This window comes from Pseudonocardia alaniniphila (assembly GCF_022524485.1).
Taxonomy (GTDB): Bacteria; Actinomycetota; Actinomycetes; order Mycobacteriales; family Pseudonocardiaceae; genus Pseudonocardia; species Pseudonocardia alaniniphila.
In genome coordinates this window covers 80071-93278 of record NZ_JAKXMK010000024.1, presented here as the reverse complement: position 1 = coordinate 93278, position 13208 = coordinate 80071, and the positions used below count along the sequence as shown (strand labels likewise).

12 protein-coding genes are annotated in these 13208 nt (G+C 71.4%); 4 read left to right on the top strand and 8 right to left on the bottom strand.

What is annotated here, in order from left to right:
* The first annotated feature begins 12 nt into the window (after positions 1–12).
* The 3 genes from MMF94_RS26410 to ku are packed head-to-tail and all read left to right on the top strand — an operon-like array spanning position 13 to position 4565.
* On the top strand, positions 13–2640 hold the full coding sequence (locus MMF94_RS26410; RefSeq protein WP_241039890.1) for a PEP/pyruvate-binding domain-containing protein: 2628 nt from the start codon (positions 13–15) through the stop codon (positions 2638–2640).
* A 43-nt stretch (positions 2641–2683) separates the two neighbouring features.
* Positions 2684–3508: a hypothetical protein gene (locus tag MMF94_RS26405; protein ID WP_241039889.1), complete on the top strand. Its 825-nt coding sequence runs from the start codon at positions 2684–2686 to the stop codon at positions 3506–3508.
* 46 nt (positions 3509–3554) lie between these two features.
* The gene (ku, locus tag MMF94_RS26400; RefSeq protein WP_241039888.1) at positions 3555–4565 is read left to right on the top strand and encodes a non-homologous end joining protein Ku; all 1011 of its coding nucleotides are present in this window, start codon (positions 3555–3557) and stop codon (positions 4563–4565) included.
* Between the two features lie 41 nt (positions 4566–4606).
* On the opposite strand, the gene paaE is transcribed toward ku, so the two are convergent.
* From paaE to paaA, 5 genes are all read right to left on the bottom strand, one after another.
* Positions 4607–5686, bottom strand: a complete 1080-nt coding sequence (gene paaE / locus MMF94_RS26395; protein ID WP_241039983.1) for a 1,2-phenylacetyl-CoA epoxidase subunit PaaE — start codon at positions 5684–5686, stop codon at positions 4607–4609.
* Between the two features lie 48 nt (positions 5687–5734).
* Complete coding sequence (paaD, locus tag MMF94_RS26390) at positions 5735–6262, bottom strand: 1,2-phenylacetyl-CoA epoxidase subunit PaaD (RefSeq protein ID WP_241039887.1); 528 nt, start codon at positions 6260–6262, stop codon at positions 5735–5737.
* Complete coding sequence (gene paaC, locus MMF94_RS26385; RefSeq protein ID WP_241039886.1) at positions 6256–7176, bottom strand: 1,2-phenylacetyl-CoA epoxidase subunit PaaC; 921 nt, start codon at positions 7174–7176, stop codon at positions 6256–6258. Before paaC ends, paaD begins: the two co-directional genes overlap by 7 nt.
* Positions 7173–7481 carry a 1,2-phenylacetyl-CoA epoxidase subunit PaaB gene (gene paaB / locus MMF94_RS26380; protein ID WP_241039982.1) on the bottom strand — a complete coding sequence of 103 codons (309 nt, stop codon included), beginning with the start codon at positions 7479–7481 and terminating at the stop codon, positions 7173–7175. Before paaB ends, paaC begins: the two co-directional genes overlap by 4 nt.
* A 107-nt stretch (positions 7482–7588) precedes the next feature.
* Positions 7589–8536 (bottom strand): 1,2-phenylacetyl-CoA epoxidase subunit PaaA, encoded by a 948-nt coding sequence (paaA, locus tag MMF94_RS26375; RefSeq protein WP_241039885.1) that lies wholly within the window; start codon positions 8534–8536, stop codon positions 7589–7591.
* Positions 8537–8960: 424 nt separating this feature from the next.
* Between paaA and MMF94_RS26370 the strand changes: the two genes are divergently transcribed.
* Complete coding sequence (locus MMF94_RS26370) at positions 8961–11165, top strand: bifunctional YncE family protein/alkaline phosphatase family protein (RefSeq protein ID WP_241039884.1); 2205 nt, start codon at positions 8961–8963, stop codon at positions 11163–11165.
* Positions 11166–11304: 139 nt separating this feature from the next.
* Here MMF94_RS26370 and MMF94_RS26365 read toward each other — a convergent pair whose 3' ends face one another.
* The 3 genes from MMF94_RS26365 to MMF94_RS26355 all read right to left on the bottom strand — a co-directional run bounded on the left by MMF94_RS26365 (position 11305) and on the right by MMF94_RS26355 (position 13206).
* Positions 11305–12063, bottom strand: a complete 759-nt coding sequence (locus tag MMF94_RS26365; RefSeq protein WP_241039883.1) for an SRPBCC family protein — start codon at positions 12061–12063, stop codon at positions 11305–11307.
* Positions 12064–12134: 71 nt separating this feature from the next.
* Complete coding sequence (locus MMF94_RS26360; protein ID WP_241039882.1) at positions 12135–12593, bottom strand: DUF6069 family protein; 459 nt, start codon at positions 12591–12593, stop codon at positions 12135–12137.
* 1 nt (position 12594) lies between these two features.
* A complete protein-coding gene (locus MMF94_RS26355) occupies positions 12595–13206 on the bottom strand; it encodes an ArsR/SmtB family transcription factor (RefSeq protein WP_241039881.1) in 612 nt (203 codons plus the stop codon).
* Positions 13207–13208: the final 2 nt, after the last annotated feature.

Below are 13208 nucleotides of genomic sequence, written 5' to 3'. Positions count from 1 at the left end.
TTATCGTCCGGTATGGCCGTGAACGAGCTCGTCGTCGACCTGCACCATCTCGGCTCGCGGGAGCTCTCCAGAGCAGGCGGCAAGGGCGCGAACCTGGGCGAGCTGATCGGCACGGGCTTCCCGGTGCCGCCGGGGTTCGTCGTCACCACCGAGGCGTATTCGCAGGTGGCGGCCGCTGCCGGGCTCCAGAGCGAGCTCGACGGAGACGCGCGCCTCGGCGAGCGGGCCCGCACTGCGCTGCTGGCGACGCCCGTGCCGGCACGAGTCGCCGATGCCGTGTGCCGCTCCTACCTGGCCCTCGGTGAGAAGGTCCCAGTCGCGGTCCGGTCATCGGCCACCGCGGAGGATCTGCCCTCCGCGAGCTTCGCCGGGCAGCAGGACACCTTCCTCAACGTCGTCGGGATCGACGCCGTGCTCGACGCCGTGCACCGCTGCTGGGCCTCGCTCTGGACCGACCGGGCGGTGAGCTACCGCGCCGACGCGGGGATCGATCACCATGTGGTGCGGCTCGCCGTCGTCGTACAGCGGATGGTCGACGCGCAAGTCGCCGGCGTGCTCTTCACCGCCGACCCCGTGACGGGCACGCGAACCCGCACCGTGATCGACGCGAGCCCCGGTCTCGGCGAGGCCGTGGTGTCGGGTGCCGTGAACCCGGACCACATCGTCGTCGAGGGCGAGGGCCGGATCGTCGAGCACCGGCTCGGCGACAAGGCCGTCGAGGTGCGGCCGGTGGCAGGCGGTGGCACCGAGCAGGTCATCAGGTCAGGCGGAGCGGCCCGGTCGAGCTTGACGGATGCGCAGATCACGTCTCTCGTCACGCTCGGGCGGCGCGTCGAGGCCTACTACCGCGCCCCGCAGGACATCGAGTGGGCCATCGACGGTGACGGCGCCCTGTGGCTCACCCAGTCGCGGCCGATCACCACGCTGCACCCGCTCCCCCAGCCGACCGGCCACGGCTTGCGCGTGTACCTCTGCGCCAGCCTCGCTCAGGGGCTGACGCGGCCGATCACCCCGATGGGCCTGTCGGCGTTCCGGGTGATCACGTCCGTGCCCGCGGCCGCGTTCGGTGTGCCGATCGCCGACCCGGTCGCGGGGCCCCCCGCGTTCGTCACGGCAGGTGGGCGGGCGTTCGCCGACATCACCCCGGGCGTCCGCAGCGCGGTGGGCCGGGCGATCCTCCCCCGGATGCTCGACATCATGGAGGCGCGCTCCGCCGTGGTGCTCCGGGCGCTGTTCGACGAGCCCGCGCTCGCCGTGCAAACGACGTCGCGGTGGCCGTTCGTCCGGCGGGTGGCGAAGGTGCTGGTGCACCACCGGGTGCCGGCGCTCCTCGCCCTGTCGCTGCTGCGCCCGGCCGCGGCGCGGCAGCGGGTCGACCGGATCGGCCACCGGCTGCGCACACTCTCTGCGCTGCCGGCGGACGCCGCCCCGGAACAGCGGCTCGACCACGTGCAGCGGGTGCTGACCCAGCTCTTCCCGATCATGCCGAGGGTCGCGCCGGTGTTCGTCTCCGGGCTGGCGATGCTCGCGGTGGCGCGCAAGCTGGCAGGCGACGATCTCGACGGGGCGGCCTCGCACGAGGTGCTCCGCTCGCTGCCTCATAACACCACCACGGAGATGGACCTCGAACTCTGGGCCCTGGCCACCCGGCTCCGCGGCGACGCAGGCGCCGCCGAGGCGCTGCGCGGCACACCGGCTGCCGAGCTTGCCTGCTGCTACCGCGACGGCGCGCTGCCACCCGTGCTGCAACAGGGCCTCAGGGCGTTCCTGGCCCGGCACTGGCACCGCGCCGTCGCCGAGATCGACCTCGGCATGCCCCGCTGGTCCGACGATCCGTCCCACGTTCTGGGTGTGCTGGCCAACTACCTGCGTCTCGACGACCCGGAGCTCGCCCCGGACGCCGTGTTCGCCCGCGGTGCGCTGGCCGCCGATGCCGCCGTCGCCGCGGCAGTCGAACGGGTCCGCCGCCGCTCCCGTGTCCGGGCGTTCGCGGTGCGGCTCGCGCTGCGGCGGGTGCGCCAGCTCGTCGGCATGCGCGAGACGCACAAGGACTTCGTGATCCGGCTGCTGGCGTATGCGCGGGCGGAGTTCCAGGTCGTGGGCGAACTGCTCGCGGCACGTGGGCTGCTCAGCGACCCGGCCGACGTGTACTTCCTCGACCTCGCCGAGGCGCGCTCCGCGCTCGCGGGGGCCGACCACCGCGCGACCGTCGCCGAGCGGCGGGAGACCTACGACCGGGAGCTGCGCCGTCGCCACGTACCGCGGATGCTCCTGTCCGACGGGACCGAACCCGAGACGCTCTCCCGGCCCGTCGACGCCGAGGGTGCCCTGACCGGCACCCCTGCGTCCGCCGGCACCGTGACCGCCCCTGCACGGGTGGTGCTCGACCCGATCGGCGCCCACCTGGAGCCGGGCGAGATCCTCGTCGTGCCGTCGACCGACCCGGGCTGGACACCGCTCTTCCTCACCGCTGGTGGCCTGGTGATGGAGATGGGCGGGCCGAACTCGCACGGCGCCGTCGTCGCACGCGAGTACGGCATCCCCGCCGTCGTGGGGGTCGCCGACGCGACCACCAGGATCCGGACCGGCCAGCAGGTGACGGTGGACGGCGCCGCAGGCCTGGTCCGGCTGCCGAGCTGACGTTCCGCGGATTCGCCTGGGGGCAGGCGGGGCATTCCCGGGCATGGTTGCGGACCTCGACCCGGTGGCCGACGAGCTCTACGCACTGCCCCGCGACGAGTTCACGGCTGCGCGAAACACCGCCGCGAAACGCGCCCGGCAGAGCGGCGACAAGAAGCTCGCCGAGCAGATCCAGGCCCTCCGCCGCCCGTCGACCGCGGCGTGGTTGACCAACCTGCTGTCCCGCGAGCATCCCGACGAGGTCAGGGCGCTGGTAGACCTCGGGGACGGGCTGCGCGCGGCGCAGGACCAGTTGGAGGGCGAGGCGCTGCGCAGGCTGTCGCAGCAACGCCACGAGGTGGTGCACGGCCTCGTCGAGCAGGCGAGGGCGCTGGCCCGGTCGGCAGGCAACCCGGCGAGTGACGCGGTCACCCGCGAACTGGAGGACACGTTCACCGCCGCGGTGAACAGCAGCGCCGCCGCGGAGGCCGTCGCGGGCGGCAGGCTCACCTCCGCGCTCGATCCCGCCGAGGCCGGTGGTCTCCTGGGATCGACGACGCCCCCGGCGGCGAGGCAGGACCGTGACACCGGCCCGGACCGGGAGGAGCGACTGCGGCGCGATCTCGAACAGGCGCGTTCCACGGCCGCGGACGCCGACGCCGCCCGTGAGAAGGCGGAGCGCGAGCGCACCGCCGCCGAACGCGCCGCGAACGACGCGGCCGGGACGCTGCGCGAGCTGCGCAGCCGCATCGAGGCCGCGGAGAAGGCCGAGCGCGACACGCGCACGCGAGCCCGCTCGGCCGAGCGGGATGTCGGTGCGGCCGACCGCGCGGCGCGCGAGGCGCAGCGGCGCGTGCGGGACCTGGAACGCAGGCTCGACCAGCACTAAGGCGGTGCTGATCGGGTACTCGGCCGGGGACGACGGGAGGCGAGGGATGGCACGAGCGATCTGGACGGGGTCCATCAACTTCGGGCTGGTGTCGATACCGGTCGGTCTGTTCAGTGCGACGGAGGACCACACGATCCACTTCCACCAGTTCCAGCGCGGCACTGCCGACCGCGTCCGCAATCAACGGATCAACGAGCGGACCGGCAAGGAGGTGGAGTACTCCGACATCGTCAAGGGCAAGGAGGTCGGCGGCGGCGACTACGTGATCGTCGAGCCCGATGAGCTGGCGGAGATCGCTCCGGGCCGCTCCCGCACGCTCGATATCGTCACGTTCGTCGACCTGGACGAGATCGACCCCATCTTCTTCCAGAAGACCTACTGGCTCGCCCCGGCCGACGAGCAGTACGGCCGCCCCTACGCCCTGCTGCGCGACGCGATGGCGCGCACCAACCGGGCGGGGATCGCCACGTTCGTCATGCGCGGCAAGGAGTACCTCACGGCCGTCCGTGCCGACGAGGGTGTGCTGGCGCTGGAGACGCTGTTCTTCGCCGACGAGATCCGCGACCCGGCAGACCTGGACGACCTGCCGGGAAGGTCACAGGCGAAGGGCAAGGAACTGGAGATGGCCACGTCGCTGATCGAGTCGATGAGCGGGCCGTGGCGCCCCGAGGACTTCCGCGACACCTACACCGAGCGCGTCGAGAAGCTGATCGAGGACAAGCGCCGAGGCCGCGAGATCGTCACCGAGTCGGAGCCACCCGAGCCGACGGCGATGTCCGACCTGATCGCCGCGCTGGAAGCCAGCGTGGCGGAGGCCCGCGGTGGCCGGAAGGACGAGCGCACCGGACGCCGGAAGAAGGCGGCGACCACGGCCCGCAAGAAGGCCGGCAAGGCCGCGCCGGACGGCGACCTCTCCGAGCTCAGCAAGGCCGATCTGACGGCGATGGCGCGCGACCTCGACGTCCGGGGCCGTTCGTCGATGAACCGCGCCGAGCTGGAACGGGTTGTGGCGAAGGCGGCGGGAACGACCCCCGCGAAGGGACGGAAGGCCTCGTGAACGGTCCGTGCCGCAGGTAGTGCCGTCTGCGACATCGAGAGTCAGCTGTCGTAGTCGACCGTCACCGTGGGGGTGGCCGGGCGGGACTGGCAGGTGAGGACGAAACCCGCCGCCACCTCGTCGTCCTCCAGGGCGAAGTTGCGCCGCATGGTCACCTCACCTTCGGTGATCCGCGCCCGGCAGGTGCCGCAGACCCCGCCCTTGCACGCGAACGGCAGGTCGCCGCGCACACTCTGCGCCGCGTCCAGGATGGACTCGCGCCGCGGGAGGGTCAGGGTGGTCGAACGTCCGTCGAGGATGACGGTGACGTCGCTGGTTGCCCCGGTCTCCACCGGCTCGTCCCGCACCGGCTCCGGTGGCGGCTCGTCGACGTAGAACAGCTCGCGGTGCACCCGCTGCTTCGCCACGCCCAGCTCCATAAGCACCTGCTGCGCGTCGCTCGTCATCCCGAGCGGGCCGCAGAGCCACCACTGGTCGACGTCCTCGGTGTCGACGAGCGCGCCCAGGAGCAGGCGCAGCCGCGCTGCGTCGAGACGTCCGGAGAAGATCTCGGCCGCCATCGGCTCGCGGGAGAGCACGTGCACGAGTTGCAGCCGTGGACCGTAGGCGTTCTTGAGGTCGGCGAGCTCCTCGGTGAACATCACCGTGTCGGTGCGGCGGTTGCCGTAGAGCAGCGTGACGCGGGTGTCGGCGTGGGCGCCCAGCACCGACGCCGCGATCGACAACACCGGAGTGATTCCCGAGCCGGCGGCGATCAGGCCGTGGTGGGTGTCCGGCTCCAGGTCAGGCGTGAACGAGCCGGCCGGCGGGGCGACCTCGACCTCGTCGCCGGGTTGCACCCGGTCGACCAGCCACTCGGAGAAGAGCCCGCCAGCCACCCGCCGCACCCCGACCCGCGGCGGACCACCGGCCGGGGCGCAGATCGAGTAGGACCGGCGCTCCTCCCGCCGCCCCCCGGCCTGGTCGACGAAGGTGCGCAGCGTCAGGTACTGGCCCGGGCGGAACGCGTAGGTGTCGCGCAGATCGTCGGGCACCTCGAACGTCACGGCCACGGCGTCGGAGCAGAGCCGCTCGACGGCGGCCACGCGCAGGCGCCGGAAACCGCCCGCGGTGGGCGCCACGACGTCGTCGGCGCGATCCGGGATCGCGATCTCGGTGGCCGACACGGCTCAGAGCTCCTTCATGTGCTCGAACGGCTCCCGGCAGGCGGGGCACCGGCGAAGGGACGTGCACGCCGTGGGGCCGAACCGGGAGATCTCCTCGGTGGCCGATGCTCCGCAGCGCGGGCAGCGGACCGACTGCGCCGGCGCGGTGAGCGTGAGCGGCACCGGCCCGGACCGGCGCGGACCGACCCGGCCCGGCGGTGCGATGCCGTGCTCGGCGAGCTTGCGCCGCCCCTCGTCGGAGATCCAGTCCGTGCTCCACGGCGGGGCGAGCGCGGTGCGCACCTCGACACGGGCGAACCCCGCCCCGGCGAGAGCGGTGCGCAGGTCGTCGCTCATGATCTCCAGCGCCGGGCAGCCGGAATAGGTCGGCGTGATCGTCACCGTGACCGCATCGCCCTCGACGTCCATGCGCCGGATCACGCCGAGGTCGTCCAGCGTGAGCATCGGCATCTCCGGATCCGTCACGGTGGCGGCGGCCGCCCGGGCGCGGACGTCGGCGGCCTCGCTGCCGCGCACCGTCTCCGTCACCATGTCGCCCCCGGGTGCTGACGCGCGAGGCTCTGCATCTGCGCGAGGACGTGCCCGAGCTGTTCGGTGTGCAGGCCCTGGCGCCCGCCACGGCCACCGATGGTGCCGATCGCGGGGCGCTGGGGACGCGTCAGCGTGGCAGCCGCGAGCACCTCGTCGAGCACGGCGTCGACCTCGGGCCGCAGCTGCTCCGGGTCGACCGCGACGCCGGCCTCGACCAGCCGCCCTTCGACGTCGGACGAGCGGAAGAGCTCCTCCACATGCGGCCACACGATCTCCAGGGCGTCCTGCATCCGCCGATGTGACTCCGCGGTGCCGTCGCCGAGGCGCACCGTCCAGCGGGCAGCGTGGTCACGGTGGTAGGCCACCTCCTTGACGCCCTTGCCCGCCACGGCCGCGAGCACGGGGTCGCGCGAGTCGAGCAGCCGCTGCAGCAACGCGAGCCGCCAGGTGGAGAACAGCAGGAGCCGCGCGATCGCCCTGGCGAAGTCCAGCTCGTCGCCCAGTTCCGCCAGAGCGACGTTGCGGAACTCCCCCTCGGTACGCAGGTAGGCGAGTGCATCCTCGTCGCGCCCGCCGTGTTCGACGTGCCCGGCTCTGGCGAGCAGGACACGGGCCTGGCCGAGCAGGTCGAGCGCGATGTTGGCGAGCGCCACCTCCTCCTCCAGCTCGGGCGCGTTGCTGACCCACTCGGAGATGCGGTGGCTGCAGATCAGGGCGTCGTCACCGAGCATGAGGCAGTACTGGGCGAGGTCACCGGCGTCGACGCCGTCGGGCACGGGCGAGTCGATCTCGCCTTGCACGTCCTCGACGCCCGACCCGAACGCCCAGCGCGGGTCGTCGTGGCCCACGGTCTCGGCTAGCGACTGGTAGGCGTTGGTCGCGTCCTCTTCCTCGGTGTGCGAGTGCGCGGTCACAGGTGCGGCACCTCCTCCGGGATCGCGTAGAAGGTGGGATGCCGGTAGATCTTGTCGCCCGCCGGGGCGAAGAACGGGTCCTTCTCATCCGGGCTGGACGCGGCGATGTCCTCGGCCCGCACCACCCAGATGCTCACGCCCTCGTTGCGACGGGTGTAGAGGTCGCGGGCGTTGCGCAGGGCCATCTCGCTGTCCGGCGCGTGCAGGGAGCCGACGTGCACGTGGTTGAGCCCGCGCTTGCCGCGGACGAACACCTCGTAGAGCGGCCAGCTGCGCCGCTTCCGCTCGCCCGACCCGGTCTCCACGCCGCTCGTCGGGACGGCACCGTGGCCGCCCTCCGCCGTGAAGTCGCGCGGCGCCCCTGATTCGCTCGCACGCTCGCGCTGCACTGATGATTCGCTCGCACGCTCGCTCATGCCACAGCCTCCGTCCGCGCGGCCCGTGCCGCCTGCTTCTCGGCGTAGGCCCCGGCGGCCTCGCGCACCCAGGCACCGTTCTCGTGGGCCCGGCGCCGGTGCGCCAGCCGCTGCGCGTTGCACGGCCCGGAGCCGGACAGAACGGCCTTGAACTCGTCCCAGTCCGGCTGGGTGTAGTCGTGCGCCTGCCGCTCCTCGTTCCACCGGAGATCGGGGTCGGGCAGCGTGATGCCGAGCGCGGTGGCCTGCGGCACCGTCATGTCGACGAACCGCTGGCGCAGCTCGTCGTTGGTGTGACGTTTGATGCCCCACGCCATCGACTGCTGTGTGTTCGGCGAGTCTCCGTCGGGGGGCCCGAACATCATCAGGGACGGCCACCACCAGCGGTTCGTCGATTCCTGCACCATCTCGCGCTGGGTGTCGGTGCCGTGCACCATCGCGAGCAGCAGCTCGTAGCCCTGCCGCTGATGGAACGACTCCTCCTTGCAAATCCGGATCATCGCCCGCGCGTAGGGGCCGTAGGAGCAGCGGCACAACGGCACCTGGTTGCAGATCGCGGCGCCGTCGACCAGCCAGCCGATCACGCCGATGTCGGCGAAGCTCAGCGCGGGGTAGTTGAAGATCGAGGAGTACCTCTGCTTCGACTCGATCAGCTTCTCGGTGAGCTCCTCGCGGTCCACGCCGAGCGTTTCCGCCGCCGCGTAGAGGTACATGCCGTGCCCGGCCTCGTCCTGCACCTTCGCCAGCAGGATCGCCTTACGGCGGAGAGAAGGGGCACGCAGGATCCAGTTGCCCTCCGGCTGCATGCCGATGATCTCCGAGTGCGCGTGCTGCGCGATTTGCCGGATCAGCGTGCGGCGGTACGCCACCGGCATCCAGTCACGTGGCTCGATCCGCTGGTCGGCGGCGATCGTCTCCTCGAACCGGGCCTCGAGCGCGTCCATCCGACTTCCCTCCAACCGAATGTTCGTTCGGTTAATGGTGCACCAGCCGCTCGCGACACGCAAGGTGCCAGCTGTTTACGTCCTCGATGCCCGAGACCGATCACCTGGTTCCCTGCCGTCAACCTTTTGTTCACCTGAATAAGCAAGCAGATCCACCACCCCCTCTTAGCGTCCGACGTGGACGCGGCCGGCCCATCCGGCCGAGAAGGAGAGGCATATGAACCAGGGGGGTAGACGATGGATCGTGACCGGAGTGGCCCTTGTGGCCATGTTGGGCTTCGCTAGCACGGCCGAGGCGCAGCCACAACAGACTCCTCCACCACAGGCCGGGCCCGGCCAAGGTGGACAGGTCAACGACGCACACTCATTTTCACCGATCGGCCAAGGCATCGGCCCTGCGGGCAAGCAGACGAACCTGGCCGGCATGCCGATCGACTCTGCGATGGCTCCTGATGGCAGCCGACTGGTCGTCAGCAATGCCGGGGCGGGTGTGCAGTCGCTCCAGCTGATCGACACGAGCACGGGGGACGTCACACAGACACTGCAATACCCAGCTCCCGCGTCCCTCTACGCGGGACTCGCGTTCAGCCCGGACGGCCTCACGCTCTACGCGAGCGGCGGCGGTAACAACCTGATCCGCGCGTACAGCGTTCGCGCGACCGGACTGACGGAGAGGAGATCGATTCCTCTTCCGACCACCGGCCCGACGGGCCAGCCGATCAACCCGTTCCCGGCAGGCATGGCCGTCACCCCGGACGGCTCCCGGCTCGTGGTCGCCGACCAGCTGGCCGACGCCGTCAGCGTGGTCGAACTCGCCTCCGGCGCCGTGCACTCGGCCCCGATCGGCCACCGGCCCTACGACGTGGTGATCTCGCACGACGGCCACACCGCCTACGTCACCGACCAGGGCGGGAACGAACTCTCGGTGGTGGACCTGAGCCGGCCGGAGCCCGTGCAACGCGGGTCGATCCCGGTAGGCACCCACCCGAACCGGCTCATCGCGCGGGCCGACGGCTCCATCCTGTACGTGGCCGACGGCGACTCCGACGAGCTCTCCGTAGTGGACACCGCCACGGAGAAGACGATCCGCACGATCAGTGTCTCCCCCTACCCGGACGCCCCGATCGGCAGCAACCCCGACGCCATCGCGCTCTCCGAGGACGGTCGCACGCTCTACGTCGCCAACTCGGGCAATAACGCCGTCGCCTTCATCGACGTCAGGTCGGGTCACTTCAACGGCATGATCCCCACCTCGTGGCACCCCACCTCGCTGGCGTGGACCGGGACCCAGCTGTTCATCACCAACGCCAAGGGCCTCGGCGCCGGACCCAACGACCTGACCGGTCACCCGAACCCGAACCGCCCCGACATGGAGGTGCTCAGCCAGGACGTCACCTCGATGATGGTGGGCACGCTCACGCGCGTCCCCGTGCCGACCGGGCACCTGCAGGACTTCACCCAGCAGGTGCGGGACAACGACGGGTTCCCCGACCCGAATCCCAGGCCCGAGAGCATGAGCACTCCGTCCGAGGGCACGAACAAGGGCGCGAAGGTCCGGGATTCGGGTGTGGTCCCGTTGAAGCCGGGCGTGCAGAGCCCGATCAAGCACGTGATCTACGTGGTGCGTGAGGGCCAGAGCTACGACGAGGAGCTCGGCAGCCTGGGCAGGGGCAACGGCGACGCGGCGCTCAACGTGTTCGGCAACGAGTCCACACCGAACTCACGCAGGCTGGCCCGGACGTTCGGCGACTTCGACAACTTCTACTCCCCCGCCGAGGTCGGCGCCCAGGGGTGGAACTGGGCCGTCGCCGGGAACTCCAACGACTACTCCGAGCAGACCTGGCCTGCCGTGAGCTCCGGCCGCACCGGGCCCCTTCCCCCGGAGGGCACGGACCCGGCCACGGCGCCGAACCGCGACCCGGCGCACGCCTACATCTGGGACCAGATGGCCGACTACCACGTGCCGTTCCGCAACTACGGCGTGTTCACCAACATCCAGCCGGACGGGTCGGCGAAGGCCGCCGACCCGGTGCTGGACGCGAACACCGACCACAACTACCGCGGGTTCGACCTCACCTGCCCCGACTCCCCCAGGAGCTTCGCCCCGGCGGCGGGCGTGAACTGCGGCAACGCGCGCTTCGCGGAGTGGAAGAAGGAGTTCGACGGCTACGTCGCCGACAACAACCTGCCGGCAGCGGAGCTGATCAGCCTGCCCAACGACCGCAACGCCGGGCCGAAGCCGGGCTCGCCGACGCCGGCGGCCTACGTCGCCGACAACGACTGGGCGCTGGGCCAGATCGTCGACGCCGTCTCGCACTCCGACTTCTGGTCCTCCACCGCGATCTTCGTGACCGAGGTGGACTCCAACAGCGGCGGCGACCACGTCGACGGCCATCGCACGGTGGCCCAGGTGATCAGCCCGTACAGCCACACGGGCAGGGTCGACTCCACCTTCTACAGCACCGTCTCGATGCTGCGGACGGTCGAGCTCATCCTCGGGCTGCCGCCGCTCACCCAGTACGACGCGGCGGCGACGCCGATGGTCAACGCCTTCACCTCGAAGCCGGACCTCACGCCGTACAGCGCGGTGAAGCCGTCGCAGAACATGCAGGAGATGAACCACCCCTAGGAGCGGAACGGCGGACGGCCCGCTCGACATCACCTGAGAACGACACGGTCCCCGCAACTCCTCAGGTCGAGGTGTTGCGAGGACCGTGTGAACCCGCGGGCTGGGTGGGCCGTTCGCTCGCCGGCGCGAGGCTGCCTGGTCAGGCGATCGGCAGGCGGGTGAGCCACTCCTGCCAGGCCTGGTCGGTCCGGGCGGGATCCGAGTCGGACGCGAAGATGTGGTGCCCGACCACCAGCGCGTTGCCGCGGTCCGTACCGGAGTGCAGGAACCGGTAGAGGGCGTCCGGAGTGCGCACACCGAAGTACGTCGGCAGGCCGGCGAGGTCCACCACGCCGTCGATCGGCGGCAGCCCGGGTAGCTCGAGCCGGGCCCGCTCGCCCTCGGTGACGGCGCCGGTGAGGCCGAACGCGCCGGCCACGGCCGCCCAGACCTGGTCCGGGTCGCCGGCACCCGGCCGGAACGCCGAGACGGGAGTGCCGGTACGGCCGGGAAAGTGCGTCACGTACGCCGCCAGCGTGGCCAGGTACATGTCCCATCCGAGGCCCATGGCCTCGTACTCGGTCTCCCAGTCGTCTCCAAGGACACCGCTCTGCACCATCCGCAGCACGGTGGCGCCCTGGTCGCGCCCCTCGATGAGGTACTCCAGTGCCATGAAGGTGCCGTCCGGCCCTGGTTCGCTCCGGTGCGCGAACCGCTTCCCGGGTTCCCATGCCGTCACCGTCGACTCCTCGACGTAGCCGGCCATGGCAAACCGGGTGCGCCCGCCTTCGCCGGGCTCGACCTCGCTGCGACCCATGAACCAGGAGTCGATACCCGGGCCGGTGGCGATGGCGTCCCAGATCTGCTCCGGGCCGGCCGCCATCTCGATTTCCTTGGTGAGCTCGAACTTGTGTCCCATGGTGAACCTCTCTCGGGGTGGTGATCCGGATGGAGTGGCCGAGCAGGCCGAGCTGTGTTGTCGAGCGGGGGTCAACGGGCGCGGCGGTGCCGGAGCATCGGCAACAGCGCGACCGCGACGGCGACGTGGATGAGGCAGAGCATGACCCGGGTGTCCACTGTGGCCTGTTCGAGAAAGACCGGGATGAACGAGGCCGCGAGCACCGTTCCGGCGAGCACGCTCCAGACGATCTTCGCGTGGCGGGTCACGCGCTCGAGCAGGGCGAGGGTGCCCCAGCCGAGAAGCGCGAAGACGAGAGCGAAGACGATGATCTCCGGCAGGATCAGCGGGTGTGACACGGTCGCGCCGGGGTCGGTGAGCACGAAATCCGTGCCCGCCGCCCGAGCGCCGAGGTAGAGCACGCCGCTCGCCGCCACCGCGACGCCCACCGCCTTGGCGCGCTGCCTGCGCCGGACGCGCGCGGCCGTGGCGGGTCCGGTCTCCGTGATCGGGAGTGCCTGGTCGAGGGCGGGGCCGGTCGTGGTGGTCATGTCAGGACTCCTCGGATTCGGTGGTGCCGGTACGGGGGTTGACGCTGGGGTGCAGGGCGAGCACCACCCGGTGGTCACGACCGCCGGGAGCCTGCTCGTCGTGGTATTTGCCGACCAGGCCGTTGACGGTGGCCGCCAGCTCCTCGGCGAAGGCGGCCCGATCGCTCGCCGAGGCGAAGCGGACGCTCACGTCGACGACGAACGTGGCCACCCGCCTCCTGGCCCGCTCCGCGCCGGTGATCAGCTCGCCGACGTCCTGGACGAGCCGGGCGGCGACCGCCAGCAGCCACCGTGCCGACAACCGGTCCGGCGTCCCGGCCGGATCGGGGCTGACGGCGGCGAGAGCGACCGGCGAGATCACGTACGACGCCGCGGTGGCCCGCATGACCCGCTCGGTGGCGTTGCCCTTGCGGCGCTCCTCGACCAGCTCGATCAGGCCGTGCTGTTCGAGCGCCCGGAGGTGGTAGTTGACCTTCTGCCGGGCCAGGCCGACCCGGGCCGCGAGCATCGTCGCCGAGGCCGGCTCGGCGAGCGCGGCGAGGAGCCGGGACCGCATGGGGTCCAGCGACGCCTCGGCCGCGGCCGGGTCCTCGATCACTGCGATGTCGAACATGC